This window comes from Nocardia yamanashiensis, assembly GCF_021183565.1.
In the GTDB taxonomy this organism is placed as follows: Bacteria; Actinomycetota; Actinomycetes; order Mycobacteriales; family Mycobacteriaceae; genus Nocardia; species Nocardia yamanashiensis.
On the sequence record NZ_CP089226.1, the window covers coordinates 4,140,434 to 4,167,176 of the forward strand.

Genomic DNA, 26,743 nt, shown 5'->3' on the forward strand with positions numbered 1-26,743 from the left:
GCGGTCCGTCCGGCCGACTCGTCCGGCAAGGGGATCGCGGAAGGTTGTACCTATGCCACTTCCATCGGCTGGCTCGGTTCTACGCAAGGCGGGCGACGCGGCGCTGAGCGTCAATGCGATGGTCCGAGGGGGACTGTTCAATCCGCTGCGACCCGATCACGCGCTGCGTTCCGCGGTCAATGTCCTGAAGTTCGGCCCCTTCGCGGGCGCGCTGATCCACGGCGCCAATACCAATCCGCGCGGCGCGGCCATCGTCGACGAACTCGGCGAGATGACCTTCGAGCAGATCGACAAGCAGTCCAGCGCCTTCGCGCGCGGCCTGGCCGCGCAGGGCCTGCAGCCCGGCGACGTGATCGGCGTGCTGGCCCGCGACCATCGCGGCATGGTGCTCTCGCTGGTCGCCGCCGGCAAGCTGGGCGTACGCGCGGTGCTGATGAACACCGGTTTCGCCAAGCCGCAGTTCACCGATGTGGCGGCCCGCGAGAACGTCAAGGCGGTGCTGCACGACAGCGAGTTCTTCGATCTCATGTCGGCCATTCCGGCGGAGATCCCGCGCATCCTGACCTGGGTGGATGCCAAGGACAATGCCGACCCGTCGATTCCGACCATCGATTCGGTCGCGGCCGGGCAGTCCACCGAACCGCTCGATCCGCCGGAGAAGCCGGGCGGCATGGTCATCCTGACCTCCGGCACCACCGGCACCCCCAAGGGCGCGCCGCGCGACAAGGTCAGCCCGTTCATTACCGCGCAGTTCCTGGATCGAATCCCGGTGCCGCGCAACAGCACCGTGGTGATGGCCGCCCCGATCTTCCACGCCACCGGCCTGTCGCAGTTCACGCTGTCGCTGGCGCTGGGCAATCGAGTGGTGTTCCAGCAGCGGCGTTTCGACCCCGAGACCACCCTGGCCAATATCCAGAAGTACCGGGCGCAGGGCCTGACCGTGGTGCCGACCATGCTGCAGCGCATTCTGGATCTGCCCGCCGAGACCCTCGCCAAGTACCAGCCGGGCGAGACGCTGCGGGTGTTGTTCGCCGCCGGATCGGCCATCCCGCCGGACGTGGTCACCCGCACCCTGGACTACTTCGGGGACAGCCTCTACAACGTGTACGGCTCCACCGAGTGCGCGGTCATGACCGTGGCCACCCCGTCCGAGCTGCGTAAGGCGCCGACCACCGCGGGCAAGCCGCCGGTCGGCATCCGGGTCGCGCTCTACGACGAGAACCGCAAGCGCATTCACGCGCCGAACGTGACCGGCACGATCTTCATCGAGAACGGGCACTCGTTCAAGCAGTACACCGACGGGCGCACCAAGGAGTTCGTGGACGGGCTGATGTCCTCGGGCGATGTCGGGCACTTCGATGCCGACGGTTTGCTGTTCATCGACGGCCGCGATGACGACATGATCGTCTCCGGTGGCGAGAACGTCTTCCCGCAGGAGGTCGAGAACCTGCTGTCGAATCGGGCCGATGTGCTCGAGGCCGCGGTGGTCGGCGTCGACGACCGCGATTTCGGGAAGCGGCTGCGCGCCATCGTGGTGCCGGGGCCGGAGTCCAAGCGGGACGCGCAGGAGCTCAAGGATTACGTGAAGGCCAACCTGGCGCGGTACAAGGTGCCGCGTGAGGTGATCTTCCTGGACGAACTGCCGCGCAATGCGACCGGGAAGCTGCTGCGCAAGCCGCTTGTCGAAATGTCGGTTCCCACCGAATGATTCCGGATGGAATTGGAGTAAAGGGCTGTAAAAGCGGGTTCACTTATTCCGCTATCATCAGCGCGTGAGTTCTGAGACCGGTCGCCGCTCGGCGCATATCCGCAGTGATGCTGCGGTGTTGCGCGGTGGGGCGACCGGACTCGTTTCCGGGGCGCTCGCGGTCGCTGCGCACGGCTGGGTTTCGGGGGCCGCGCCCTTGGAATCCGGTCCGTTGTCGCTGCTGGTCGCGGCTTCCGCCGCCGTCGGCGGAGTGGTCGCCGGGGTCGGGGTGTTCCGGAGTACGTGGCTCGGTCTGGTCGTCGCCTTGATCGGCGGGCAGCTGCTCGGGCACTTCAGCATGATGTGGGGTTCGCCGGGGGCGAGCCATCATCAGCATCACAATGCGGGGATGTGGAGTCCGGCCATGCTGGCCGCGCACATCACCGCGGCCATCTTCGCCGCCGTGGTCATCGTCGGCGCGGAAGCCGCCTACCGGATCGGCACCACGGTGCTGTCGTGGGTGCTTCCGGTTCCCATCTCTCTGCCGGTGCTCAGCGGCCCACCCAAGCTGCCCATCGAGCATCGTGATCGCGTCGTCCTGCGCATTTTCGCGGCCGATGTCTTCCGCACGCGCGGACCCCCGACTCTCGTTCGAGTTTGATCCAACTCTCGGCGCTCTCAGGGGCAAGCCCCTGAAACCCCGAGATTCCTGACCCATGCCCGGGCCCTTGCTGCCCGCGCGGTCTCGTCATATCCGCTGTTCCCGTTGAAGGACAGCTGTATTCGGCGTACCCGGGTTTCTCGAACGATCAGAAAGTCCGCTCGTGACAATCACAGAAAGCGGTGTCGATACCTCGGCACCGCCGCCCTCGCCTACCCCCGAACCGGAATCCACGCCGGCATCCGTCAAACGCGGTGCGGGTAATGCCTTTCAGGCGTTGATGCTGCGCCTGCATTTCTACGCGGGCGTTTTCGTCGCCCCGTTCATCCTGATCGCGGCCGTCACCGGTGCGCTCTACGCGATCGCCCCCACCCTCGAGACGTTCACCGAACGCGGCCTGCTGCACACCGATTCGACCGGACCGGTCAAACCGCTCTCCGAGCAGGTGGCCGCCGCGCTCGCGGTGGAGCCGAAGCTGGCGCTGACCGCGGTGGCGCCGGCGCAGAACACCGGCGACACCACGCGGGTGATCTTCAACGATCCGTCGCTGGGCGCTTCCGAACGCCGTGCCGTCTTCGTCGATCCGGTCACCGCGCAGCCGGTGGGCGACAGCGTGGTGTACGGCAGTTCGGGCGCGCTGCCCACCCGCACCTGGATCGACAAGCTGCATCGCGACCTGCACCTGGGCGACTTCGGCCGCTACTACAGCGAGATCGCGGCCTCCTGGCTGTGGGTGATCGCGCTGGCCGGGCTGGTGCTCTGGTATCGCCGGGTGCGGGCGCGCCGGGAACGCCGCTCGGCCGGCTGGCTGCTGCGCCCGGACCGCTCCAAGCCGCGCGCTCGCACGCTGAATTGGCATGCGGCCGTGGGCGTCTGGATTCTGCCGATCCTGCTGCTGCTGTCGGTCACCGGTATGACCTGGTCCAAGTACGCCGGTGAGAACGTCACCAAGCTGCGCCAGGAAATGAGCTGGACCACCCCGGCGGTGAGCGCCAAGCTGCCCGGTTCCAGCATGTCCGGCATGGCCGGCGGCGAGCACGGCGATCACGGTGCGCCGCAGGCGAATCTGCCCGCGCCCGCGCCGAACAAGGCCGCGCTGGTCGACACCGTGTACGGGGTGGCCCGCGCGAACGGCCTGGAAGGACCGCTCGAGATCAGCGTTCCGGCCAAGGACGGCACCGCGTTCGTCGCCAAGGAACTGCGCCGCCCGGGTGTGCTCACCCTGGATTCCGTCGCGGTGAACGGCCAGACCGGCGTGGTCACCGATGTGCTGCGGTACAGCGACTGGCCGTTGATGGCCAAGCTCACCAACTGGGGCATCCAGTTCCATATGGGCCTGATGTTCGGCCTGCTCAACCAGTTGCTCCTGCTGGCCGTGATGATCGGCCTGATCACGGTGATCGTGCGCGGTTACCTGATGTGGTGGCGGCGTCGTCCCGCCAAGGGCGACAGCAAGTTCGGCGCCGGCAAGCCGCCGCGCCGAGGCGCGTTGCGGCAGACCCCGTGGACGGTGCTGCTGCCCTTCGCGGCCGTCGCCGTGGTGGTCGGCTGGTTCGCCCCGATGGTCGGCGGTCCCCTTCTGGGCTTCCTGATCGTCGATGTACTGGTGGGTCTGACCGCCCGCCTGCGCAACCGCACCGCCGCCTGACAGTTCTTCCCACCGCGCGACACGGCCCCTCGGCCGTGCCGCCGGTACCTCATACCCTCGTGCAGATCCTGACCTGCACTGACGCAAGGAATTTCCCTGATGAAGGTCAACAAGCTCGTCGTCACCGCCGCCCTCTCCGCCGCCGTCGTCGGCGTCACCGCGGGCACCGTCCAGGCCGCGCCGGCCGCCGACGCGGGCGTGATCAACTACGCCGCGACGCACGACGAGAACGGCGTCATGGTGATCCGCACCGATGCCGGTTCCCTGGTGGTCGACAATGGCGCGCTGCAGATCAAGGCCGCGGACGGCACCGTCGTCGGCGGCACCGAATTGGCGTTCCGGGTGGACGATTTCGTCTTCCCGATCGCCGCCGAGGTCCAGGGCCGCACCGCCACCCTGACTCCGCAGTTCGATCAGGCGCACGCCACCTACAAGCCGGTCGCCCTTCCCTTCGAGGACAAGGCGCCGTGGAAGTCCGAGTACGACCGTGAGCAGGCCGCTTGGAGCCGCATGACCTCGACCCTGTCCATGGGCGCTTCGATCGGCACCCTGGTCGGCGGCATCGGCGGCGCGGCCATCGGCTGCGTGGCGGGCGCGCTGCTCGGTGCGGTGGCCACCGGCGCGCTGGCCACCCTGTTCGGTCTGGGCCCGCTGGGCGGTTGCATCGCGGGTGCGGCGGCCGTCGGTTTCCTCGGCACCGTGGCCGGACAGATCTTCATTACCGCGCCGTTCGCCATCGCGGCGGCGGTGCAGTACTTCACCACCATCAACCAGCCGTTCACTCCGGCCGGTAAGTAGCGCACCAGGTTTCGTGCCCGCCGGGAGTCGTTCCCGCCCGGCGGGTGCGGGCTACCGGGTGGTCTCCGGCAGCGGCAGGTAGTCGAGTTGCTGGAGCAGATCGGCGGTGGGGAGCACCGCGCCACACCGGCGGGCGGTGTAGTTGAGGGCCATCAGGTGTTCCTCGCGGGAGAAGTCGGCGGTGGCGTCGAGGATCAGGAACGGCTGGATGTCGGCCATGAAAGCCTCGGCGGCGCTGAGCATGCAGCCCATATGGGTGTAGACGCCGGTGATCAGGAGCTGGTCGCGGTGATAGAAGTTGAGCAGTTCGCGCAGGTCGGTGCGCTGGAAGGCGGAGTAGCGCCACTTGGTGACGAGGATGTCGGTGGGGGCCGGATCGAGTTCGGCGACGATGTGGGTGTCGGCACCGTGAGACATGCCGGTGCCCCAGAAATCGGCGAGGATGCCGCGGCGGGACGGATGCTGGTTGCCGGGCTGCGCGGTGTAGATGACGGGAATTCCCAAGTCGTGGCAGCGGTTCCGGAGTTCGGCGATATTGGCCAGCAGGGTGCGGGCGGGTTCCTCGGTGCGGTCGTAAGCCGTCAGGAAGTACTGCTGCATATCGTGGATGAGCAGCGCGGCGCGGGTGGGATCGACCTTCCAGGGGACCTGGTTGGGGACCACCTCGGCGGGCGTGGGCAGGGCGTACGGGGCGATCGGGGGAATCGGCATGCGTCGGCTCTCTGTGTGGGATGTGCTGGCCGGTAATGGAATTCGCGAGCGACGGCGGGTCAGCCGACCGCGACGGGATGGTGCGTGATGCCCAGGGGGCCGAGGATGCGCTGGAATTTGGCGGTGGTTTCGGCCAATTCGGCGGCCGGGTCGGATTGGGCGACGATGCCGCCGCCCGCGTGTGCCAGCAGTGTGTGGCGGTCGGCGGACAGTTCCGCGCACCGAATGCTGACCATCCATTCACCGTCGCCGGTGGCGTCGCACCATCCGACCGCGCCCGCGTAGAACCCGCGATCGCCTTCCAGGGCCTCGATGAGACGTGCGGCCGGGGCGGTGGGGGTGCCGCAGACGGCAGGGGTGGGGTGCAGCGCCACCGCGAGCTCCAGCGCGGACACCCCGGTGACGGGCACGGTGGCGGTGATCGGGGTGCCGAGATGCCACATCTCGGGAGTACTGGTCAGCTCCGGATTGCGTGGGATATCGACGCTTTCGCAACGGCCCCGCAACACGTCGCCGACCTGATCGACGACGTAGCGATGTTCGGTGAGATCCTTCGCCGACGCGAGCAGCGTGCGAGCGGCGATGCGGTCGGCGGCCGCATCGCCCGGGACGCGGCGGGCCGACCCGGCCAGCGGATGGCTCAGCACCTCCGTGCCCGAACGGCGCACCAGTACTTCGGGACTGGAGCCGATGAGATGCCTGCCGCCGTAGGGCTCGCCCGCAACCGATAGGTCGACCAGAAAGCCGTTGCCGAGCGGATCGGTCTCGACCAGACGGCGCAGGATGTCGACGGGTTGCACCTGCCGAGCCGAACGGGCGCGAACCGCCCTGGCTAGCACCACTTTCCGGACAGGATGTTCGCGATCGGCCAGCAGCCGCACCGCAGCGCCGACGCGATGTACATGGGTCTCCGGCGACGGAACAGCCTCCTCGAACTCGAATCGAACCGGCTCGTGGCTGGTCCCGGCCATTCCCGCACGCGGCCTGCCGTACGCGATCCCGGCCTCGGAGACTCGGTCCGGCGTGGAGATCGCGTCGGCGGGCGAAACCGTTCCAGCGTGTGCGGATTCGGCGGCGGGCGCCGCGGCGCGGGGTTCGGTGGCAGCCGGGAAAGGTGACTCGGTGATACGCACCGAGACCGGGGCCCACAGCGCGGCTGGAGCGCCCGGCGCGAACGGCAGCGCCCCGACGATATGAGCAACCTGCCCGGAGCGCAGCGCGGCGGTGGCTTCCGCGGCCGACCGGAACACCCGGGCCACCCCGGTCGCGGTCACCGTGCGGTGCGGCCGAGCCAGGATGAAGCCGGGTGCGGCGGAATCTTCTGTCGCGGCGGCGAATTCGGAAGAGATGGTGATCATCCTCTCGGTCACATGTCTAGCGTGGCCCCGCCGTCCACCCGCAGATCGTGCATGGTGATGTGGCGGGCGTCGTCGGAGACGAGGAAACGGACGGCGGCGGCGATATCGGCCGGAGCGGCGATGCGCCGCAGGGGGATTCCGAGTCGGTAGACCTCGGGATCACCGTCGAGCAGCGCCGCGCGCGCGGCCGCATCGAGCGGCCGGGCCGTCCCGGCGAGCGGCTGAGCCGGGTCGGCGAACATGCCGCGCAGCATGGGGGTGTCGGTGGAGCCGGGCGAGACCAGGTTCACCCGGACTCCCAGCGGGGCGACCTGTAGGGCGAGGGAGCGGGTGAACGCGGTGGCCGCTGCCTTCGCCGCGCCGTAGGCGGCCATGCCGACGCGGGGTGTGGCAGCGGCGTTGGACGAGATCACCACGATCGCACCGCGTCCGGCCGCGACCATCTCGCGGGCCGCGCGCTGAGTCACGTGCACGACACCGGTCGCATTGACGGCCAAGCACTCCGTCCACGCGTCGGGGTCGATTTCCAATGGGCTGCCGGGATACAGCGCACCGGCGGCGTGCACCACCACATCGATGGGGCCGTGGGTCGCGACGAGGTCGTCGAAGGCGGCCGTGACGGCGTTGGCGTCGGTGATGTCCACCTCCGTGGCGGTTACCGATCCCGTTGTGCGGGTTTTGATTTCGACAGCCACCTCGTGCACCCGGGGATCGCGATCCCACAGCGCCACGGCGCGTGCGCCGGGCGCGAGGGCGGCGGCGACGGCCGCCCCTATCCCGCCGGCGGCCCCGGTGACCACGATCATTCGTGCATCCGAATCGATCATGGACATAAGGTTAGCCTAACCTGATATGAAAGTGGGGCGCTCGTTTCCGGCGCAGACTTCCGACCGATGCGGCGACAGGTTCGCCGGAAAGAGGTGTCCCCCAATGCCATCGACCGTTCTGCCTGGTCACACCCCATGGCCGCAGGCCCAAGCCGAGGACTACCGGGCCCGTGGATACTGGTCCGGACAGACCTTCGGCGCACTGCTGGCCGAACGGGCCGCGGCGGCCCCGGACGCGCTCGCCGTGGTGGACGACCGGCATCGCTGGACCTATGCCGAACTCGATCGGCGCGCGCGGGCCCTCGCCACCGGGCTGGGACGGCTCGGAATCGGCAGGCGGGACCGGGTTCTGGTGCAGCTGCCGAATCGGGCCGAGTTCGTGGAGGTGATCTTCGCGCTGTTCCGGCTGGGCGCGCTGCCGGTGTTCTGCCTGCCCGCGCATCGCCGCGCCGAGCTGACGCCGATCGCCGCGGCCAGCGGGGCGGTGGCGATGATCACCTGCACTACGCATCAACGGTTCGACCATGCGGCACTGGCGAATTCGGTGCGTGCGGAGTCGCCATCGCTGCGGCATGTGCTGGTGGTCACCGGCGAGCCAGGCGAGACGTTGCCGGACGGAGTGCTCGATGTCGCCGAGTTCCGGGACGAGCCTGGCGAATTGCCGCAGATCGATGCCGGTGAGGTGGCGTTCCTGCAATTGTCGGGCGGCAGCACCGGAATTCCCAAGCTGATTCCGCGCACGCACGACGATTACCTCTACAGCGTGCGTCGCAGCGCCGAGATCTGCGAACTCGGCCCGGACAGTGTGTATCTCGCGGCGCTGCCGGTCGCGCACAATTTCCCGATGAGTTCGCCGGGCATTCTGGGCGTGCTGTGGGCGGGCGGCGCCATCGCCTTGACGCCCGATCCGACGCCGGCCACCGCGTTCCGGGCGGTCGAGCGGTTCGGGGTGACCATCACCGGCCTGGTGCCGCCGCTGGCCCGGTTGTGGGCCGAGCGCGCGGAAGCCGGTGATACACCCGATCTTTCGAGCCTGCGCGTGGTGCAGGTGGGCGGGGCGCGGTGTCCCGACGAGCTGGCGCGCCGTATCGGTCCCGCATTGGAGGTGACATTGCAGCAGGTGTTCGGCATGGCCGAGGGCCTGGTGTGCTACACCCGCCTGGACGATCCGATCGAGGCGGTGGTGAACACCCAGGGACGGCCGATGTCGGAAGCGGACCGCATCCGGGTGATCGACGATGCGGGCAACGACGTCGAGCCGGGAGCGATCGGCAATCTGATCACCCACGGCCCGTATACGATTCGCGGCTACTACGACAATCCCGAGGCCGATGCGCGCAGCTTCACCGCGGACGGCTGGTACCGCACCGGGGATATGGTCTCGGTGCGCCCCGACGGCAATCTGGTGGTGGCGGGCCGGGCCGGGGATTGGGTGAACCGGGGCGGGGAGAAGGTCTCCGCCGAGGAACTGGAAGCCCATCTGCTGGCGCATCCCGAGGTCCGCGACGCGGTGATCATCGGCACGCCGGATCCCGTACTGGGGCAGCGCATCTGCGCCTTCGTCCAGCCCGCCGACCCCGCCGCCGCACCCACCCTGACCGCCATCCGGTCCTTCGTGCGCGGGCGCGGGGTGGCGGCCTGGAAGATGCCGGACGCGGTGGTCATCGTGCCCGCTTTCCCCGAGACCGGGGTGGGCAAGACCAGTCGCCGCGAGCTGCGGGAGCTGCTCGCGGCGCGCACGCCCGGGAACTGACCGGAAGGGTGGCGCGGCTCCGGCCGCGCCACCGGTCACGACAGCGCTTCCAGCCAGGACCGCAGTACCGGATCTCCGGCGAGGGTGGGGAAGTCGATGTGCTCGTGTCCCGCCGCCCGCCATTTCTCGACGAGGGACATGATGCGGACCGAATCCAGTCCGGCGTCGAGCAGATCGGTGTCGAGGGTCAGTTCGGCCGGGTCGACGCCGAGGGCGGTCGCCACATCGTCGATCGCCCACTGCCCCATCGTGATTGCCTGTTCGTTCGTCATCGTGTCCCTCACTCGTCTCGGTCGTAGTCGGCGACGCCGCGTTTCCAGTACCCGGCGATCAGGTAGTCCTTGGGCCCGATGCCGAGGTCGGTGCGCACGAAGCGGCGCAGCGGCCGCAGCACGCTCGCCTCACCGGCGATCCAGGCGTAAACCCGTTGTCCCTGCGGCACTTCCACCGTGCGCACCGCCTGTTCGAGGGCGTCGCCGGTGCCTGGTTCAACAGCGCCGCGATGCACCCAGCGCACGTCGATGCCCGGCGGGGCGGCCAGGGGGATCTCCTCGTCCGGTCCGGTCACTTCGATGAACGCCCAGCCCGCGGTCTCCGGCGGCAGCCATTCCAGCCAGCGCGCGATGGCGGGCAAGGCGGTGATATCGCCCGCGAACAGGTATCGGTCATAGGTGCGCGGCACCACCACGCCCCCGGGCGGGCCCGCGATGTGCATGGGCGTGCCCGGGGTGGCCGCGAGGGCCCATTCGGAGGCCAGGCCGCCGGGATGAATCGCGAAATCGATATCCAGTTCGGCGTCTTCGGCGCTGTGCCGGCGCACCGTGTACTCCCGGGACACCGGTCGCGGATTGCCCCATTCGAGGGACAGCCCGTCCCGGCTCGGCAGGCGCAGTTCACCGCCTTCGTCCGGAAACACCAGGCGCACATGCTCATCCGGCACATAGCTGTGGAATCCGGCGAGCTCCGGACCGCCGAAGGTGATGCGCAGCAGGCCCGCGCCCACCGGTTCGGAACGCAGCACGCGCACCTCGCACAATCCGATCGGGTAGCCGACCTTGGCGCCGTGCGGGCCGGCCAGCACCTCGGTGATGCGGGTGGCGTAGGCGGCACGATCCATCAGGGCTTCTCCTTTCCCAGCAGTTGCGCGGCGGCCAGAGCCGTGCCCGCGCCCAGAATCAGTACGAACAGCCCGTAGACCACGAGAGCGGTTGCGGGCGTGCAGAATTGGCCGACGAGCGCGGCCAGCATGGAACCCACGGCGGTGCCGGTGACGGCCTGCACCATGAGCAGGCCGGAGACGCGGCCGCGCAGTTCCTCGGGGGCTTCGCGTTGCAGCACCGCATACCGCAGCACCATGTTCACGGCGCGGGCGGTGCCGAAACCGGCCAGGCCGAGGAAGACCAGGGCGGCGTGCGGGGCCAGACCGGCGATGATCACGCCGATCGGCATGCAGGCCAGGGAGATCAGCAGGGCGCGACCGGGGTGGGCGCTGCGGCCGATCCAGCCGCTGGTCAGCGAGCCCAGCACCGCGCCCGCGCCGGGGGCGGCGTAGAGCAGGCCGAGGGTGGTGGCGCCGGCGCCGAGTTCGTCGGCCAGGGCGGGCAGCAGGACCAAGGGTCCGCTCACCAGCATGGCGATCGATCCGGTGAGCAGTGCCGCGCGAATCCTGCGGTGCTGGAACGCGAATCGAATACCGATCGCCAGTTCCCGTAGCGGATGCTGGGTTTCGCGCGCCGGAGCCGGTTGCGGTCCGATCGCGCGGATCAGGCTCACCGTGGCCACGGTGGCGGCGGCGGTGAGGAAGAACGCCGGGCCCACACCGGTTTTCGCGATGAGCAGGCCCGCCAGCGCCGGGGTGATCATGGTGCCGAGGTCGGAGGTCAGCGCCGTCAGAGCGCCCGCGGCGGCGACCTTCTCCCGGCCGACCAGCATCGGCACCAGCGCCATGAGCGCGGATCCGCTGATCCCGCCCGCGAGCCCGTCCACCACGCCCGCCGCGTAGACGACCGGCAGCAGCGGATCGGGCAGCACGGCGTTCACGCCCAGCGCGAGGAATCCCAGACCGGCTGCGCCGCGCGACCATTGGATGACATCGCGCCGGTCGTAGCGGTCCGCGATCACCCCGCCCGCCAGGCTGCCGGTGAACAGGGCGACCGCGGTGACCGCGGTGACGCCGGCGACGTGCAGCGAGGATCCGGTGAGCTGATAGACCTGCACCGGCAGGGCCACCATGAGCAACCCGATCCCCAGCACCGATACCAGCCGGGCGGCGAAGGCGCAGCGGAATTCCCGGCTGGCCCGCAGCGGCGAGACATCGATGAGCAGGCCGCCGACCGCCGTCACCGGAAGTGCTCCGCCAGCAGGTCGAGGGTGCTCATGACATTGCGGTAGTCGGGGCGCTGGCTGGTGGCGGGCAGTTCGTACACCTTGCCGGACTGGAAGGCCGGCAGTTTGGCGAACATGGCGTCGTCCTTCAGCTGGGCGATGGTGCGGCCACCATCGAGCTGAATGACGAACAGGGCGGGGGCATCGGCGACGGTGGTCAGCAGTTCCGGGCTGAACGACACCCAGTCGGCGGCCGCGGCCCGCGCCGGATTACCGGCCTTGGCCTCCACCTTGTCGTCGATGGTGAAGCCGGTCGCGGTCAGCAGCGAGGCCAGCGGCGTGCCCGGCGCGATCAGGGACGGCTTGTTGTCCTTGCGCGACTGGAACACCGACACCGCGCCCGCCGGCGGCTTGATGCTGTCCTTGACCTTCGCGACCTTGGCGTCGTACGCGCTGATCAGGGCGTTCACCTTGACGGACTGATTGACCGCCTCGGCGACCGACTTCAGCTGGTCCTGCCAGTTCACCGCGTTCGACGGCACCAGCACGGTCGGCGCGATGGCGGTGAGCTTGTCGTAGGCGTCGATGGACTGCTGCCCCGGGAAGCCCTGCCCGCCACCGATGATCAGATGCGGACATTCACCGGATGCCCGCTCGCGCACTGGCTTTGAAGCTGGGACTCCTGCCGCAGCAGCCGATCACGCCGGAAGGCATCACCGTCGAAGCGCTGGTGCGGCTGGGCCGCTACCCGCATCAGCGGCTGCTGAGCCCGTGGTCCGCGCGCGACCAGGCGGCGGTCGAAGACGCGTTGCGCCGCACCGGAACCGAGAGCCTGCGCGAACTGCCGGTGGACCAGCTGTCGGGCGGGCAACGCCAGCGCGCCTGGATCGCGGTGGCGCTCACCCAGGACACCGAGGTGCTGCTGCTCGACGAACCGACCACGTTCCTGGACCTGCGGCATCAGCTCGAAGTGCTGGATCTCGTCGCCGATCTGCACGAGGAGGCCGGTCGCACCGTCGTGATGGTGCTGCACGACCTGGGCCAGGCCGCCCGCTACGCCGACCATCTGGTGGTACTGCACGACGGGCGGCTGGCCGCCGCGGGCAAACCCGCCGACGTGCTGGACGCCGACCTGGTGCGCACCGTGTTCGGCGTCGACTGCCTGGTGATTCCCGATCCCGAGACCGGCACCCCGCTGGTCGTTCCGCGAGCGCGCACCGCGCGCCGCCCCGCCCTGTCCGGCGTCGCCCCCGCGGCAGCGTCGCATCGAGAAGAGAAATGAGAACCGCAGCAATGCCCATCCCGCCCCCGCGGCACCGCCGCCGTATCGCGGCCGCGCTGACCGCCGCCGTCCTCGCCGTGTCCGGCCTGGCCGCCTGCGGATCCGATTCCGCCGCAACGAATTCGCCCGCGAGCGCCGCCGACTCGGCGAGTTTCCCGCGCACCCTGGACACGGCGATGGGCCAGGTCACCATCCCCAAGGTCCCGCAGCGGGTGGTCGTCCTCGACACGGGCGAACTGGATTCCGTCACCCTGCTCGGCATCAAACCGGTCGGCGCGGTCATCCCGCACACCAAGACCCACGGCGGCTTCCCCGCCTACCTCGGCGACAAGGCGGACGGCGTCACCGATGTCGGCCCGCTGCTGGAACCCAACCTGGAGCGCATCGCCTCGCTGCGCCCCGATCTGATCCTGTCCTCGAAGATCCGCCACGAGAAGATCTACGCCAAACTCGCGGGCATCGCCCCGACCGTCCTCACCGAAACCACCGGCGGCCCTTGGAAGGAGAACCTCCGCGTCCACGGCCGCGCGCTGGGCCTCGACCAGCAGGTGGCCACCGCCCTGCAAAGCTACGAGACCCAGGCCCGCGCCCTGGGCACAGCGATCACCGAGAAGAACAACGGCGTCCCGCCCACCGTCTCGGTGATCCGCTTCCTCGCCGGACCGACCCGCCTGTACCTCGACAACTCCTACAGCGGCGTGGTCCTCGCCGATATCGGCCTGCGCCGCCCCGCCTCCCAGACCGCCGCCGACACCAAGGCCAAGACCATGCGCGAGGTCAGCCCCGAGCAGATCGATCTGGCCGACGCCGACCTGATCTTCGTGGCCACCATCGACGACCCGGGCAAGACCGAGAAGAACGCCGTCACCACCGGCAAGGTCTGGCAGGACCTCCGAGCGGTCAAGGCGGGCAAGGTCATCGAGGTGAACGACGAGGTCTGGATGTCCGGCATCGGCATCCAGGCCGCCCGGGCCATGCTCGCCGATATCGCCGCCGCCACCGGCGTGGAGCTGCCCGCGCAGTCCTGACCGCGCGGGCGGCGCCGCTATTCGGAAGTGTTGTCCGACAGTTGATCCGGCTGGCGGACGGGGCGCAGCCGGACCCAGGCGAAGAAGACGATGCCGGCGGCGAGCATGCCGATGCCGGCCCAGAGGTTGACGTCGATGCCGCCGGTTTTCATGTGCTGCACGGTGGAGTCGTAGGTGAGGGCTACGACGATGAGGATCACGCCGTAGGCGGCGAGTAGGCCGCCTACGATGGTGCGAATATCGAAAAGCATTGGGCGCCTTTCCTATCCGACGAGGATATTGAGCAGGATTACCAGGAAGAGGGCCAGGCCGGCCAAGGGGGCGGGGCGCTGGTACCAGGGCAGGCCGGCCGCGTCGGCGTCGGTGCGCAGGGACGCGGGGGTTTCGGAGTAGACGAGGCCGACCAGTTCTGCCGGGGGTTTAGGGCGGGAGTTCGAGGTGACCAGGACGCTCACCAGAATGTCCACGGCGAAGGCGACGCCGGCGGCCACGAAACTGGTGCCCTGGCCGGATAGTTCGAAGAATCCGGTCTTGCTGAGGATGAAAATGACGATGGCGGCGGCGGTTCCGGAGACCAGGCCGATCCAGCCGGCGGCGGGGGTCATGCGTTTCCAGAACATGCCGAGAATGAAGGTGGCGAACAGGGGTGCGTTGAAGAAGCTGAAGAGCGTTTGCAGGTAGTCCATGATGTTGGCGAAATTGCCTGCCACGAAGGCGGTTCCGACCGCGATCAGGGTGGCGCCGACGGTGGCGAGCCGGCCGACGCGCAGGTAGTAGGAGTCCTCGCGATCGCGGGCCACATAGCGCTGCCACAGGTCGTAGCTGAAGACGGTGTTGAAGGCCGAGACATTGGCGGCCATCCCGGCCATGAAGGCGGCGAGCAGACCGGCCAGGGCCACGCCGAGCAGGCCGTTGGGGAGGGTGTCCTTCATCAGGTAGAGCAGGGCCTGGTTGTAGGTGACGTCGCCGCTGAAGTCGGGGTCGGCGGTTTCGGCGGCCTTGAAGTCGGCCATCTGCGGCACCAGGACGGCGCTGATCATGCCGGGGATGACGACGATGAAGGGAATGAACATCTTCGGATAGGCGCCGATGATCGGGGTGCGCTGCGCGGCGGCGATGGAATGGGTGGCCAGCGCGCGCTGGACCTCGACGTAGTTGGTGGTCCAGTAGCCGAAGGACAGCACGAAGCCGAGACCGAAGACGATGCCGATCACCGAACCCACATTGCTGGTGAAACCGGTCAGTTCGTTGCCCGGCCAGGCGTGCAATTGCTCGACGCCGCCCGGGCCCTCGATCACCTTGCCGCGCAGCCCCTCCCAGCCGCCGACCCGGTGCAGGCCGACCAGGGTGAGCGGGAGCAGCGCCGCCACGATCACGAAGAACTGCAGCACCTCGTTGTAGATGGCCGCCGACAAACCGCCCAGCGTGATGTACGACAGCACGATGGCCGCCGCCACCAGCACCGACACCCACAGCGGCCAGCCCAGCAGCGCGTTCAGGATGGAACCCAGCAGATAGAGGTTCACCCCCGCGATCAGCACCTGCGCCACCGCGAAGCTGACGGCATTGACCAGATGCGCGCCCGGACCGAAACGCCGCAGCATGAACTCCGGCACGCTGCGCACCTTGGAGCCGTAGTAGAACGGCATCATCACGATGCCCAGGAACAGCATGGCCGGCACGGCGCCGATCCAGAAGTAGTGCATGGTCGGCATGCCGTACTGCGCGCCGTTGGCCGACATGCCCATGATCTCGACCGCGCCCAGATTGGCGGAGATGAAGGCCAGCCCGGTCACCCAGGCGGGCAGCGAACGTCCGGACAGGAAGAAGTCGAGACTGTTCGAAATGCCGCGGCGGGCCAGCAGGCCGATCCCGAGCACCACGGTGAAATACAGTGCGACCAGGGCATAGTCGACAGGATCGGCATCCAGTCGCAGCTGCCCGGCGGCCAGGGCGGCGGCCGATGAGGCGGCGTCGAACGGCATACGGCTTCTCCTGTCGAAACGATCACGAGATGACGCGGGCGCGACTGTGCCGCGCAATAGTAGCGGGGCGCTCGCGGCGCTCCGGGAGGTTCACGACGGGGCTGGGCGTGTCCGGCGCGAGTCACCAGGTCCAGTGCGGGACTTCGCGCAGCGGATGCAGCTCGGCGTCGGTTCGGGCGTGTGAATTCTGCTGGGCGACCTGCGCGCCGAACTCGACGTGCTCGCGCACCGCCGCGCGGAATTTCTCGTCCGCGGGTAGCCCGGCCGCGTCCAGCGATTCCAGGTAGACCTCGACGAAACGCTGCCGCTGGGCATCGGTGATCTTCAGGCCGCGATGCGCGTCGATGATGTAGGCGAAGCCCAGCTCGCGGGTGAAACGGGCGGGACCGCCGAAGGATTCGGCGGTGAACCAGGTCAGATGGTCGACATGGGTGGGTTGCCGGACCGGGAAGACCTCGCGCAGGACGGGGTCGGCGAGCGCCTTGTCGTAGAAGATCTCCTCCAGCCGGTGCAAGGCCTCGTCACCGCCGGCGAACTCGTACAGACTTTCCATGGCTCGCTCATTCCTGGTGTGCGAGTGGATCGTTGCGGGTTCCAGGCTAGGCCGACAACCAGACATTTCGGCAGGCTTTGCGCTATTCGATCCGATGCGCACCGGCGGCCGGCGTGACCGCGAAGCAGCGCGGGGGGTCGAAGTCCTTGGCGGCGAAGGCTTCTCGCACCGTCGCGGTGACGTCGGCGGTACGCGCGCGATCCACCAGGGCGATGGCGCTGCCGCCGAATCCGCCGCCCACCATGCGCGCCCCGTGCGCACCGGCGTCCAGCGCACTGTCCACGGCGGTGTCGAGCTGCGGCGCGGAGACCTCGTAGTCCTCGCGCAGCGAGCGGTGCCCGGCGGTCAGGATCGGTCCGACGGCGCGCGGGTCCGCACCGGTGAGCAGTTGCGTGGCGACCTCCAGGACGCGGGCGTTCTCGGTGACGACGTGCCGGGCGCGCCGGCGCAGCACCGGATCGGCGAGCCGGTCCAGCACCTCCGGTTCGGTGATGTCGCGCAGGTAGGGAACGCCCAATTCGGCAGCGGCGGCGGCGCATTCGGCACGGCGTCGCGCGTATTCCCCGTCCACCAGCCGGTGCGGACTGCCCGTGTCGATCACCAGCAGTTCCAGCTCGAAGCGCTCGAGTTCGAACGGGATCTGCACCCGCCCGCCGCTGCGCACGTCCAGGAACAGCACGTGCCCGGCGGTGCAGAGCATCGAGGCGGACTGGTCCAGCACCCCGGTCGGCACGCCCACGTAGACGTTCTCGGCGGCGCGGGCGATATCGATGATCTCGTCGGCGGACAGATTGGGCGCGAACAGATCCCGCAGCGCGAGGGCCACCGAACAGCACAGCGCGGCCGAGGACGACAGCCCCGCGCCCATCGGAACGGAACCGTCCAGTTCGATTTCCAGGCCGGTGATCTGGTAACCGCGGCGCTCGAATTCGCGGATCACGCCGAGCGGATAGTGCGACCAGCCGGGCAGGTCCGACCAGCCGCCGGCGGTCAGCGCGCCCAGCGTGGTGGGTGCCGCGTCGCACGGCGCCTGCCGCGACAGGACCCGCACCACGTCGTCCGGGCGCGCGCCGACGGTGCAGGTCACACCCAGTGGCACGGCGAGCGGCAGCACGTAGCCGTCGTTGTAATCGGTGTGCTCGCCGATCAGATTGACCCGGCCCGGCGCGTGCCAGCGCCCCGTCGTGGATATCACCGCTGCTCCCGTCCAGACGATCGTGCAGGCCGTACGGTTCGATTCGCAGGCAGCATAGCGAGTCTCGCGAAACGCGAACCTGCGGGATCCGTGAACTCCGCTACGAAATCTCGCGTTTCGTGTCATGATCGACTCGGTTTCCCAGATCTCGACGGCAGCCGTGCTGCCGCCGTCGGCTGGGTCCTATGCTCGTACAGCAACACTCGGTTCGCGATTCACCGGTGTCCTTCTGAGCCGGTCTTCGCGAATACGGTGATATCGGGTGCGCAAGACCGAAGGTGGCACGGTTCCTGGGGATGGAGCGGACAGGGGGGCTGGTAGTGACAGACGTAGAACCGGCCGGTCCGTCTGTGCCGCGATTCCGATTCTGCTGGCGCACCACACTGTTCCTCAGCGGGCTGCTCATCCTCGCCCTGCCCCTGGTGGTCGACAGCCGCGCGCTCGCGCTGGGCACGCTGATCGCCTCGGTTACCATCAGCCTGATCATGATCGGCGTCGGCGTCCGTCAGCACCGGCCGCGCCATCCGCTGCCCTGGTATCTGCTCTCGGCCTCGGCGGTGCAGTTCACCATCGGCACCGCGCTGCGCGATCTCACCGACTGGCAGCATCATCCGTTCGACGATCTGTTCACTCTCAGCGGCTACTGCTGTATCGGCGCGGCCGCGGTGCTCTGGCTGCGACCGCGGCACAACAGCACCGATCACGATCTGCTGCTGGACTCCGGGCTCATCGGCCTGGGCGCGGCGCTGGTCTCCTGGACCTTCCTGATCTCGCCGATCCTGCACAAGGCGGACGGTTTCAACCTGACCACGGTCACCGCCATCACCTATCCCATCGTGGACGCGTTCCTGCTGACCGTGGTGGTGCATTCGGTGGTCACCTCGGCGCGGTCGGAAACCTCGGTGCGGCTGGTGTATCTGGCCATGCTGGTCATCCTGGCCGGGGATATCGGCTACAACCTGGAGACCGCGGGCTCGGCCGATCTGAGCCGGCAGGTACTGCTCATGCCCTTGCAGCTGGCGTACACGCTGGTCGGCGCGGCGGCGGTGCATCCGAGCATGGTGGTGCTGGGCGGGCCGCGCGATATCCACGCGCATCGGTCACGGCAGCGGGCCAGCATCATCGCCATCGTGATGATCGTGGCGGCGCTGGTGCCGGTGGTGGGGTCGAGCCTGGATCTGGTAGACCGCGTGGTGGTTTCGTCGCTGTTCGCGCTACTACTAGCCGGCGTGCTGCTACGCAGCGAACGCGCCATCGAACGCAGCGCCCGCAGCGAACGGCGCGCGCAGTACCAGGCCGATCACGACATGCTGACCGGACTCCTGAACCGCGCCGCCCTGCTGCGGGCGCTGCATCGTAATCGGGAGAAATGGGGTGAGCAGCCGCTCGCGCTGCTGTTCATCGACCTGGACGGGTTCAAGCGGGTCAACGACAATTACGGGCACGCGGTGGGTGACGAGCTGATCGCCAATGCGGCGGCGCGGATCCGGCGCATCATCCGGCGGGACGACGCCGCGGCGCGGTACGGCGGGGACGAATTCGTGGTGCTGGCGCCGCTGGCGCGGCAGCAGGCCATGATGCTGGCGGAGCGGCTGCTGGCGACGCTGGGTGAGCCGTTCGAGCTCAGTGCGGCGGAGGTGCGGATCGCGGCGAGCATCGGAATCGCCTGCAGTGGAGCACGGGGCGGGGACACCACCGTGTACGAGCTACTGCGCGAGGCGGATTCGGCCATGTATCACGCGAAGGAATATTCGCTCGGCTACATCTTCCACGACGATCTGCGGCCGGGGCATCCCAAGAGCGGGTCGCAGACCTGGCATCGCGAATCCGCGGTGTGATCGCGGCCGTATCGAATCGAACGATACGACCGCCATCGGTCGATCTCGTCAGCCCGCGAGTTCGTCGAGTAACTTACGGGCGCTTTCCAATTCGGCCTGCAGCGCCTCCACCTTGGCGCGCTGCGAGGCGCGCACCGACTCCAGCACCCCGTCCACCACTTCGGCGACCTCGGGATGCAGCAGCTTGGCGGCTTGCGACACAGCGGAACTCGGCACCGGCAGACCCTTGGTGCGCTTCTTGCCCGCCACCACCTCGACGGTCCATTCGCCGTCGGCGGTGCCGAGCAGGGTGACCGTCACCTCGGGCGCCTTGGCCTTCTTGGCGGCCGCGGGCGCGGACTTCTTGGCCGGTGCGGGAGCCGCGCCGCCGGCGGGCTTGGCGGCCGGCGCGGGCGCGCTGGAGGGCTGCGGCGCTTCGGCTTTCGGCGCCGGCGGGGAGACCGGCTCGCTCGGCGGAGTAGCAGGCGCGGCTGCGGGCGACGGCATCGTCACGGTGGAGTCCTTCCTGGTTGCCGATTTCGGTTTCACACCGGCGGCCGCGTCCTTGCGGGCCGGTTTGGTCAAGGTCACCTCGGTGGGACCGAAGGACAGTACGTCTTTCGAACCGGTCGGCTTCACCTGCAGGAAATCTCCCTCGGATGGATCACCGAGCGAGATCACCTTTCCGGAACGGCCTTCCGGTACTCCTACGGCCGACGCCGTGAACCACACCATAGGCGGGCGGCCAGCGTCGATCTCGTCGGCTATCTGCCGAATCTCGGTCTCCGACAAGGGCTGTGCTTTGGTGCTACGGGACGACATGGGGCTCTCCGGGCGGACGGCTGGACATCTGCGTGCCAAGAGCATGCACCATGGCACCGACAAATCCACATCCGAAGATTTCGTACCCCCATCGCCGCGCTGGTCAGCGAACGTTCAGCACTTCCGATTCGTGCGGCCCACCGAGCATGGCGGCGGCTCCGATAGTAGGCGCTGACCGTCCCCGCCGCGCAATTTCGCTACAGCTGCTCGACCCCGCGCAGCACGCAGTGCACCGACTGCGGGCGGGTCACCGGATCCAGTTTGGTCTCGGTGGTGAAGTCCTGGGTGGCATTCGGGCCGACGGTCACCTCGGTGCTGGTGCGCTCCAGGGTGGTGGACTCGGGCGTCAGGAAACTGATCACCACCAGATACCGGTGCTCGACCTGATCGCGATTGCTCACCACCGCCGTGGCCTGCCAGCCCGCCGCGGTCCCGTCGCAGGCGGTGACGAACGCGCTGCGCTGCATCTCGGTCATCTCACCGGCGCGAGCCTGGGCTGCCGAGGGTGTCTCACTCGCCTGCGAACAGCCGGTGAGCACCGCCACTCCACCCGACACCACGCCGACCAACCTCAGCAAAGGGGCGATCATCGAATCTCCCTTTCCACCGCGCACTTTCCGCCCCCGCACCACCATTGCCGCTGAATAGCTGCGGGAGGCACACTACCTGAGGGTCGCGGCGTGTCGTCAGATAACGCCGCTCGCGTGTCGGGGACTCGGGGCCGGTGACGGCCCGCCGGAGCTTGGCGTCGGTGTGCCGCACGGCGATCGCTGTCAATCTTGGTTACGCAGTACCTCCAGCACCTTGCTCGCCTGATAGTCCGCGCCGAGCTGGTTGGGATGGAAGGGCACGGCCAGGCCGACCGGGTTGCTGGAGTAGGGCACCAGGCCCTCCACCCAGCGCACGCCCGCGGGCTGGCAGGCGTCGTGGCCGGCGCTGCCGTCGTAGGTGTCGACGAAGTCGACGCCGGTGCCGGCGGCGACGCGGGCGAGCATGTCGTGCAATTCGATGAGCTTGTGGCCCAGCCAGATCGCGTCGGTGTCGGAAATGGGGATCTGCGCGAAGCAGCCGCCGTCCAGGCCGATGCCCTCGAAGTAGTCCAGGAGCAGGATGCGGGCCTGCGGGGAGCGTTCGCGGATGCCCGCGACCACGGTCCGGACCCGGCCTTCGGTGGCGGCGATGGCCTGCGACATCCGATCCTCGCCGTTCACCACCATGCCGGTCACGCACGGTGAGGCGGTGGGATCGTTTGTCACGCAGTTCATCACGGCCGCGGCCAGGCCCGCGTCATTGCCGCCGATCTCGAGGGTGACCAGATCGGTGGTGGGGGTGAGGCGGTCGAACTGGGGAGCGTTGGTGCCGAGCACGGTGGACTGCGGGGCGGTCATGTTCTTGGTCTCGGCACCGCCGCAGGTGGCATCGCGGAAGGTGGGGACGGCGAGGGCGGCCGCCACCTGCTTGGCGTAATTGTTGGCGCTCTGAACGCAATTGAGCGGGGTGAAGGCGGTGGTGATCTGACTCAGGGTGGCATCGGCCGCCCAGGAATCGCCGAGCGCCACGTACTCGGAGTAGACGGGCGATTCGGCGGCGGCGCCGCCGGGCAGGCAGGCCGCCAGGGCGGTGGCGGCGAGTAGTGCGTGCGAGATCTTCATGATGTCTCCCCTCGACCGGTCACCACTGAACTGGACCGGTGTCCGGGTGGGAAATTAACAGTGACAACCGAATTCCGCGCGCCGAACGGGGAAATACGCGGTGTCCCCCCGCCGGACCGGAACGGGCGGGCGAGGGGCAGCGCGCGAGCGTCACAGGCGGTCCGCGGATTCCACCCGTTCGTAGCCGAGCAGCACGTCGTGATCGACCGCGCCGTCGGCCACCGCCACCCGGCTGAAGACCGGCGGATAGCCGCGCGCCATCACCGTGTACCGGCCCTCCTCCAGATCCGGGACGGTGTAGCGGCCGGTGTCGTCGGTGCGGGTGACCGCGATCAGGTCACCGGCCTCGTCCAGCACGGTGATCTGCGCGTCCGGAATCGCCCGGCCCGCATCGGTGAGCGCGGCCCCGGCCAGCACCGGGCGCGGCAGCAATTCCACATCGTGGCGCAGCATTCCGCTCTCCGGCACGGTCAGCGCGACCGCGTTCGGCCGCATGTGCTCGGCCACCGCCACCAGGGTGTAGGTGCCCGCCAGCACGCCCCGGCAGGCGAACGCGCCCTCGGCGGAGGTGACGGCGGAACCGATCACATCGCCGAAGGAGTCGGTGAGCGTCACCGTCGCGTTCGGCAGCGGCACACCCCGGCCCGACGAGCGCACCACGCCGGAGACCTCGCCGGAACCGACCAGCGCGATATCGAGCTCGTGCGGGCGGCGGCCGACGGTCACCGACACCGCGGCGGGCTGGTATCCGGTCGCCGACACGATGAGCACGTACCCGCCCGGATGCGGAACGCCGATCGCGTACACCCCGTCCGGATCGCCCACCGCGCGCGAAACCTGGCGTCCGCGTTGATCGATGAGGGTGAACATGGCGTCGGGGACCACCTGGCCGTCCTCGCGATGCACCACGCCGGCGATGGACAGAATGGTCGGCGCGACGCTCGGGACGTACTCCGGCTCGGGTTCGGGGTCCGGCTCCGGCGCGGCCACCGGCATCGGAACATCCTGGAGCGGCAGCTCTTTCATGAACATGAGCACCACCGCGCCCAGCACCGCGACCGCGGCCGAGACGTAGAAGACCCCGCCCATGGCATTGGTGAAGCCGGTCAGGATGGGGATGCGCAGCTCGTCCGGCAGTGCCGCGAGGCCGGCCGTATCACTCTCCAGCCCGCCCAGTCCCCCGGCGTCGAAGCCGGGCGGCAGGGTGCCGCCGAAGGCGTGCAGGATGCGGCCGGGCAGCAGGTTGAACAGGATGGTCAGGAAGATGGCGACGCCGAGCGTGCCGCCCATCTGCCGGAAGAAGGTGGCGGCGGCGGTCGAGACGCCCATATCCGTGCGGGGCCCGGCGTTCTGGGTGGCGATGACCAGGGTCTGCATACAACCGCCCAGGCCGAAACCGATGACGCCGCAATACAACAGCGGCTGCCACAGCGGGGTGTCGAAGTGGACGAGCGCGAACAGCACCGAGCCGGCGGCGATCACCAGCGAGCCCAGGATGGGCAGGAACTTGTAGCGGCCGGTGTATTTGGTGACCAGCCCGGCCAATTGCGCGCCGATCATGATGCCGATCACCAGCGGCAGCATGAAAAGCCCGGCGCGCGTTGGCGAATAGCCGCGCACCACCTGGAAGTACAAGGGCACCAGCACGATCGCGCCGAACATGGCGACGCCCACGATGAAGCCGCCCAGAATCGCCAGGCTGAAGGTGCCGCTTCGGAAGAGCCGCAACGGAATCAGCGCCGAATCCTTCATCAGGAACTCGACGAGGACGAACAGCACCAGCCCGGCGGCGGCGATGCCGTAGCAGAGCAGGGCGCGATCCGAGCCCCAGCCCCACTCCCGGCCCTCCTGCGCGATGACGAGCAGCGGTACCGTGCCCGCCGCCAGCGTGATCGCGCCCAGCCAGTCGGTGCGATGCCGCTGCCGCGCGAACGGCACGTCCAGCACCTTGGCCACCACCAGCAGCGCCAGCAGGCCGATGGGCACGTTCACCAGGAACACCCAGCGCCAGCCCGCCAGGCCGAGCAGCCGGTCGGCATTGGAGAGCCAGCCGCCCAGCACCGGCCCCAGCACCGTGGCGATGCCGAAGACCATCATGAAATAGCCCTGGTAGCGCACCCTTTCCCGGGCCGGGACGATATCGCCGATAATGGTGAACGCCAGCGACATGAGCCCGCCCGCGCCGATGCCCTGAATCGCCCGGAAGGCCGCCAGCTGGTACATCGACGTGGCGAATGTGCATGCCACCGAACCGATCACGAACACCCCGATCGCGATCAGATACCAGGGTTTGCGGCCGTAGATGTCGGCCAGCTTGCCGTACAGCGGCGTCGCGATGGTGGCGGTGATCAGGTAGGCCGTGGTGGCCCAGGCCTGCTGGTCGAAGCCGTGCAGGCTGTTGGCGATGCGGACGATCGCCACGCTCACGATGTTCTGGTCCAGCGCCGCCAGGAACACTCCCAGCAGCAATCCGGACAGGATGGTCAGGATCTGCCGGTGCGACAGCGCGTCCCCGGCGGGCGGGCGCGGCGGGACGGCCCGCGCCTCGGTGGTATCAAAAGCCTCGGTGGTAACATTCGTCATGTTTGGGGCCCTTGTCGGTTTTCGTCTTCCCTACCTGCGGTACTCCTCGAAAAACCCTCGCCGTTAAGCAATTCGGCGAGCTTACCCGCGCCCTATCAGCCGCTTGAATTGAACCCACCACGGGCGCCGCACGTTTGGCGTAACAGGTGGGCTCGCACCCGCGGGATCGAGCCCTACATCGGATACGGATGGTGAGCGGTGAGCAGGGAACTCGTGGTCCTCTCCCCCCACTTCGACGACGCGCCGCTCGCCGTCGGAGCGCTGATCGGCGCGCCCATGGCGGCGGGCCGGCGGGTGCGGGTGCCGACCGTCCGCCGGTCCCACCGCGCCTGCGGCGGCGAACTCCGGTGGCACCTCTGCCCCGCCCGCCCCAGCGCTCCGGCCCACCGACGATCGGCATCCGCCGCAGCCGCACCGCCGAGTCCCGTGGTCGATCCCGACCGCGAGCTATCCGGGGCGACGAGTGCGGCACCCCGGGCAGGCGGTTTCGGCGGGACCTACGCCGGTACTCCGGCGGGTGCCGAGTGGGTGATCTCGTGAGGGTGATGTTCGTGGCGTCGCCGTTGATCGGGCATCTGTTTCCGATGATGCCGTTGGCGGTGGAGCTACGGCGGCAAGGGAATTCGGTGCTGGTGGCCACGGGCGGGGATGCGGTGGGGGCGGTGGCGGGGCAGGTGCGGGCGGTGGATGTGGGGGCGGCGCACGGGTATGTGCGCGGGGCGGCGCGGGGGCTGGCGGCGCATCCGGTGCTGGCATTGCGGTCGGCGGCGGGGCTGGCCGAACCACGCGGGGCGGCAAGGGTTTTCGCGGGGACGAATGCGGCGATGCGGGAGGAGCTGACGCGTCGGGCGCTCGAGTTCGAGCCGGATGTGGTGGTACACGAGCCGTTCGCGTCGGTGGCGGCGATCGTGGCGGCGCGGCTGGGGGTGCCGGCGGTGCTGCACAATATCGCGCTCGACAACGGGAGCCATATCAGGCTGGAGCTGTTGCGGCTGCTGGGCGGGGCCGAGGTGCCCGCCAGCGTGGTCACGCTGAATATCGCGCCGCCGAGCCTGGTGCGGGCGCCGGGCCGATCCCTGCGCTTCACGCCTTACGCCACAATCGATTCCGTGGTTCCGGAGTTCCTGCGCGAACCCGCGCGGCGGCCGCGCATTCTGGTCACCCGCAGCACCATGCTCGGCGACGGACCCGACGTGATGCTGGCGACGATCCTGCGCGCCGCACCGAAAGTGGATGCCGAGATCGTGATCGTGCGGCCCAATCACCGCATGGATCGCGCGGCGCGGCTGCCCGCGAACGTCCGCACGGTCGGCTGGACCGATCTGCACGCGGTGCTGCCCCACTGCACCGCCATGGTCAATCACGCGGGAGCCGGATCGGTGTACGCCGCCCTGCGCGCGGGCGTGCCCCAGCTCGCCACCCCCGCGCCCGGCGATCGCCGCTGGAACGCCCGCCTGGTGCACCGCCGCGGCGCGGGACTCTCGGTGCCCGCGTGGCGGATTCGCCCGCGGCATCTCGACCGGCTGATCTCCGAACCGAGCCTGGCCGAGTCCGCCCGCGCCGTCGCCGCGGAGATCGCCGCCATGCCTCCGGTCGAGCGGGTGGCCGCCGAATTGACCGCACTGGTCGCCGGCAAGGGTGCGCGATAAGCCACCTCGGCACCCTGCTGCGCACCTGTGACGCCACCGGCGCCTGCCTGGCGGTCCCGCGCCTGCCCTGGGTTCCGGAAGCCCTGGAGAAGGGCAACACGCTCCGAAACAGCCGTGCGTGCACTGGATTCAAGGCCGCGTGGACGGCTGGCTGGACCGCCAGCGCGACGGCGGCTCGACGGTGGTGGGCGTGGAACTCACCGACGAATCCATCCGGCTGGCGGATCTCCCGGTGGCGCGACAGCGCACGGTGATGGTGCTCGGCAACGAACGCGCCGGCATCCCGCCCGAGGGCCTGGAGCGACTCGACCTCGCCGTGGAGATCCCGATGGTGGGCACCGGGGCCAGTCTCAATGTGGCGGTGGCGGGATCGCTGGTGCTCTACAAGCTCGCGGGCCTGTGCTGATCC

26 protein-coding genes are annotated in these 26,743 nt (G+C 69.0%); 11 read left to right on the plus strand and 15 right to left on the minus strand.

The features are described from left to right. Nucleotides 1-52: 52 nt before the first annotated feature. From LTV02_RS19700 to LTV02_RS19715, 4 genes are all read left to right on the plus strand, one after another. Nucleotides 53-1,708, plus strand: a complete 1,656-nt coding sequence (locus LTV02_RS19700; protein WP_233041348.1) for an acyl-CoA synthetase — start codon at nt 53-55, stop codon at nt 1,706-1,708. A gap of 64 nt (nt 1,709-1,772) precedes the next feature. Next, nucleotides 1,773-2,348 carry a hypothetical protein gene (locus LTV02_RS19705; RefSeq protein ID WP_233041349.1) on the plus strand — a complete coding sequence of 192 codons (576 nt, stop codon included), beginning with the start codon at nt 1,773-1,775 and terminating at the stop codon, nt 2,346-2,348. A 163-nt stretch (nt 2,349-2,511) separates the two neighbouring features. After that, a complete protein-coding gene (locus LTV02_RS19710) occupies nt 2,512-3,996 on the plus strand; it encodes a PepSY-associated TM helix domain-containing protein (protein ID WP_233041350.1) in 1,485 nt (494 codons plus the stop codon). A 99-nt stretch (nt 3,997-4,095) separates the two neighbouring features. Continuing rightward, nucleotides 4,096-4,794 carry a hypothetical protein gene (locus LTV02_RS19715; protein ID WP_067715974.1) on the plus strand — a complete coding sequence of 233 codons (699 nt, stop codon included), beginning with the start codon at nt 4,096-4,098 and terminating at the stop codon, nt 4,792-4,794. 51 nt (nt 4,795-4,845) lie between these two features. On the opposite strand, the gene LTV02_RS19720 is transcribed toward LTV02_RS19715, so the two are convergent. From LTV02_RS19720 to LTV02_RS19730, 3 genes are read right to left on the minus strand one after another with little or no spacing between them, the layout of a single operon-like run. Beyond that, a complete protein-coding gene (locus tag LTV02_RS19720) occupies nt 4,846-5,505 on the minus strand; it encodes an isochorismatase family protein (protein WP_233041351.1) in 660 nt (219 codons plus the stop codon). A 59-nt stretch (nt 5,506-5,564) separates the two neighbouring features. Then, nucleotides 5,565-6,875 carry an isochorismate synthase gene (locus LTV02_RS19725; protein ID WP_233041352.1) on the minus strand — a complete coding sequence of 437 codons (1,311 nt, stop codon included), beginning with the start codon at nt 6,873-6,875 and terminating at the stop codon, nt 5,565-5,567. Further along, entirely contained in the window at nt 6,872-7,696 is an 825-nt protein-coding gene (locus LTV02_RS19730) for an SDR family oxidoreductase (RefSeq protein WP_233041353.1), read from the minus strand. The genes LTV02_RS19725 and LTV02_RS19730 overlap by 4 nt, the downstream gene beginning before the upstream one ends. A 97-nt stretch (nt 7,697-7,793) precedes the next feature. Between LTV02_RS19730 and LTV02_RS19735 the strand changes: the two genes are divergently transcribed. Next, nucleotides 7,794-9,443, plus strand: coding sequence for a (2,3-dihydroxybenzoyl)adenylate synthase (locus LTV02_RS19735; RefSeq protein WP_233041354.1), 1,650 nt, complete (start codon nt 7,794-7,796; stop codon nt 9,441-9,443). Between the two features lie 35 nt (nt 9,444-9,478). Here LTV02_RS19735 and LTV02_RS19740 read toward each other — a convergent pair whose 3' ends face one another. Genes LTV02_RS19740 through LTV02_RS19755 form a run of 4 tightly spaced genes read right to left on the minus strand, consistent with a single transcriptional unit; the run spans nt 9,479 to nt 12,430 of the window. Next, a complete protein-coding gene (locus LTV02_RS19740) occupies nt 9,479-9,715 on the minus strand; it encodes a phosphopantetheine-binding protein (RefSeq protein WP_233041355.1) in 237 nt (78 codons plus the stop codon). A gap of 8 nt (nt 9,716-9,723) precedes the next feature. Further along, nucleotides 9,724-10,560 carry a siderophore-interacting protein gene (locus LTV02_RS19745; protein WP_233041356.1) on the minus strand — a complete coding sequence of 279 codons (837 nt, stop codon included), beginning with the start codon at nt 10,558-10,560 and terminating at the stop codon, nt 9,724-9,726. Beyond that, entirely contained in the window at nt 10,560-11,786 is a 1,227-nt protein-coding gene (gene entS / locus LTV02_RS19750) for an enterobactin transporter EntS (RefSeq protein ID WP_233041357.1), read from the minus strand. Before entS ends, LTV02_RS19745 begins: the two co-directional genes overlap by 1 nt. Continuing rightward, nucleotides 11,783-12,430: an ABC transporter substrate-binding protein gene (locus tag LTV02_RS19755; protein ID WP_233041358.1), complete on the minus strand. Its 648-nt coding sequence runs from the start codon at nt 12,428-12,430 to the stop codon at nt 11,783-11,785. Before LTV02_RS19755 ends, entS begins: the two co-directional genes overlap by 4 nt. Here LTV02_RS19755 and LTV02_RS19760 point away from each other — a divergent pair. Further along, entirely contained in the window at nt 12,415-13,050 is a 636-nt protein-coding gene (locus LTV02_RS19760; protein WP_332909589.1) for an ABC transporter ATP-binding protein, read from the plus strand. The two genes, LTV02_RS19755 and LTV02_RS19760, sit on opposite strands and share 16 nt — an antisense overlap. Beyond that, nucleotides 13,047-14,078 (plus strand): ABC transporter substrate-binding protein, encoded by a 1,032-nt coding sequence (locus LTV02_RS19765; RefSeq protein WP_233041359.1) that lies wholly within the window; start codon nt 13,047-13,049, stop codon nt 14,076-14,078. Before LTV02_RS19760 ends, LTV02_RS19765 begins: the two co-directional genes overlap by 4 nt. A gap of 17 nt (nt 14,079-14,095) precedes the next feature. Here the strand turns inward: LTV02_RS19765 and LTV02_RS19770 are convergent, their stop codons facing one another. The 4 genes from LTV02_RS19770 to galK form a co-directional block, all read right to left on the minus strand. Continuing rightward, a complete protein-coding gene (locus LTV02_RS19770) occupies nt 14,096-14,329 on the minus strand; it encodes a hypothetical protein (RefSeq protein WP_233041360.1) in 234 nt (77 codons plus the stop codon). A 12-nt stretch (nt 14,330-14,341) separates the two neighbouring features. Beyond that, complete coding sequence (locus tag LTV02_RS19775; protein ID WP_233041361.1) at nt 14,342-16,063, minus strand: sodium:solute symporter family protein; 1,722 nt, start codon at nt 16,061-16,063, stop codon at nt 14,342-14,344. A 121-nt stretch (nt 16,064-16,184) separates the two neighbouring features. Continuing rightward, nucleotides 16,185-16,616 (minus strand): group II truncated hemoglobin, encoded by a 432-nt coding sequence (locus tag LTV02_RS19780; RefSeq protein WP_233041362.1) that lies wholly within the window; start codon nt 16,614-16,616, stop codon nt 16,185-16,187. Between the two features lie 82 nt (nt 16,617-16,698). After that, a complete protein-coding gene (gene galK, locus LTV02_RS19785) occupies nt 16,699-17,811 on the minus strand; it encodes a galactokinase (protein ID WP_233041363.1) in 1,113 nt (370 codons plus the stop codon). 350 nt (nt 17,812-18,161) lie between these two features. On the opposite strand from galK, the gene LTV02_RS19790 reads away from it, so the two are divergent. Continuing rightward, nucleotides 18,162-19,649, plus strand: a complete 1,488-nt coding sequence (locus tag LTV02_RS19790; protein ID WP_233041364.1) for a GGDEF domain-containing protein — start codon at nt 18,162-18,164, stop codon at nt 19,647-19,649. A gap of 48 nt (nt 19,650-19,697) precedes the next feature. On the opposite strand, the gene LTV02_RS39275 is transcribed toward LTV02_RS19790, so the two are convergent. The 4 genes from LTV02_RS39275 to LTV02_RS19815 form a co-directional block, all read right to left on the minus strand. After that, nucleotides 19,698-20,267, minus strand: a complete 570-nt coding sequence (locus tag LTV02_RS39275) for a DUF6319 family protein (RefSeq protein ID WP_269821637.1) — start codon at nt 20,265-20,267, stop codon at nt 19,698-19,700. Between the two features lie 380 nt (nt 20,268-20,647). Continuing rightward, entirely contained in the window at nt 20,648-21,040 is a 393-nt protein-coding gene (locus LTV02_RS19805) for a hypothetical protein (protein WP_067716033.1), read from the minus strand. A 183-nt stretch (nt 21,041-21,223) separates the two neighbouring features. Next, a complete protein-coding gene (locus LTV02_RS19810; protein ID WP_233041365.1) occupies nt 21,224-22,102 on the minus strand; it encodes an SGNH/GDSL hydrolase family protein in 879 nt (292 codons plus the stop codon). Between the two features lie 150 nt (nt 22,103-22,252). Further along, a complete protein-coding gene (locus tag LTV02_RS19815; protein WP_233041366.1) occupies nt 22,253-24,685 on the minus strand; it encodes an MFS transporter in 2,433 nt (810 codons plus the stop codon). A 198-nt stretch (nt 24,686-24,883) separates the two neighbouring features. Between LTV02_RS19815 and LTV02_RS19820 the strand changes: the two genes are divergently transcribed. The 3 genes from LTV02_RS19820 (at nt 24,884) to LTV02_RS19830 (ending at nt 26,740) form a co-directional block, all read left to right on the plus strand. Beyond that, complete coding sequence (locus LTV02_RS19820) at nt 24,884-25,225, plus strand: hypothetical protein (protein ID WP_233041367.1); 342 nt, start codon at nt 24,884-24,886, stop codon at nt 25,223-25,225. Between the two features lie 11 nt (nt 25,226-25,236). Next, nucleotides 25,237-26,334 carry a glycosyltransferase gene (locus LTV02_RS19825; protein ID WP_269821638.1) on the plus strand — a complete coding sequence of 366 codons (1,098 nt, stop codon included), beginning with the start codon at nt 25,237-25,239 and terminating at the stop codon, nt 26,332-26,334. Nucleotides 26,335-26,452: 118 nt separating this feature from the next. Next, entirely contained in the window at nt 26,453-26,740 is a 288-nt protein-coding gene (locus LTV02_RS19830; RefSeq protein WP_233041368.1) for a TrmH family RNA methyltransferase, read from the plus strand. Nucleotides 26,741-26,743: the final 3 nt, after the last annotated feature.

Excerpts from the sequence above, each read along its gene's own strand:
- LTV02_RS19700 (WP_233041348.1), top strand. The coding sequence starts at position 53 with ATGCCACTTCCATCGGCTGGCTCGGTTCTACGCAAGGCGGGCGACGCG.
- LTV02_RS19715 (WP_067715974.1), top strand. The coding sequence starts at position 4,096 with ATGAAGGTCAACAAGCTCGTCGTCACCGCCGCCCTCTCCGCCGCCGTC.
- LTV02_RS19720 (WP_233041351.1), bottom strand. The coding sequence starts at position 5,505 with ATGCCGATTCCCCCGATCGCCCCGTACGCCCTGCCCACGCCCGCCGAG.
- LTV02_RS19730 (WP_233041353.1), bottom strand. The coding sequence starts at position 7,696 with ATGTCCATGATCGATTCGGATGCACGAATGATCGTGGTCACCGGGGCC.
- LTV02_RS19735 (WP_233041354.1), top strand. The coding sequence starts at position 7,794 with ATGCCATCGACCGTTCTGCCTGGTCACACCCCATGGCCGCAGGCCCAA.
- LTV02_RS19740 (WP_233041355.1), bottom strand. The coding sequence starts at position 9,715 with ATGACGAACGAACAGGCAATCACGATGGGGCAGTGGGCGATCGACGAT.
- LTV02_RS19745 (WP_233041356.1), bottom strand. The coding sequence starts at position 10,560 with ATGGATCGTGCCGCCTACGCCACCCGCATCACCGAGGTGCTGGCCGGC.
- LTV02_RS19760 (WP_332909589.1), top strand. The coding sequence starts at position 12,415 with ATGCCCGCTCGCGCACTGGCTTTGAAGCTGGGACTCCTGCCGCAGCAG.
- LTV02_RS19765 (WP_233041359.1), top strand. The coding sequence starts at position 13,047 with ATGAGAACCGCAGCAATGCCCATCCCGCCCCCGCGGCACCGCCGCCGT.
- LTV02_RS19770 (WP_233041360.1), bottom strand. The coding sequence starts at position 14,329 with ATGCTTTTCGATATTCGCACCATCGTAGGCGGCCTACTCGCCGCCTAC.
- LTV02_RS19775 (WP_233041361.1), bottom strand. The coding sequence starts at position 16,063 with ATGCCGTTCGACGCCGCCTCATCGGCCGCCGCCCTGGCCGCCGGGCAG.
- LTV02_RS19780 (WP_233041362.1), bottom strand. The coding sequence starts at position 16,616 with ATGGAAAGTCTGTACGAGTTCGCCGGCGGTGACGAGGCCTTGCACCGG.
- LTV02_RS19805 (WP_067716033.1), bottom strand. The coding sequence starts at position 21,040 with ATGATCGCCCCTTTGCTGAGGTTGGTCGGCGTGGTGTCGGGTGGAGTG.
- LTV02_RS19810 (WP_233041365.1), bottom strand. The coding sequence starts at position 22,102 with ATGAAGATCTCGCACGCACTACTCGCCGCCACCGCCCTGGCGGCCTGC.
- LTV02_RS19815 (WP_233041366.1), bottom strand. The coding sequence starts at position 24,685 with ATGACGAATGTTACCACCGAGGCTTTTGATACCACCGAGGCGCGGGCC.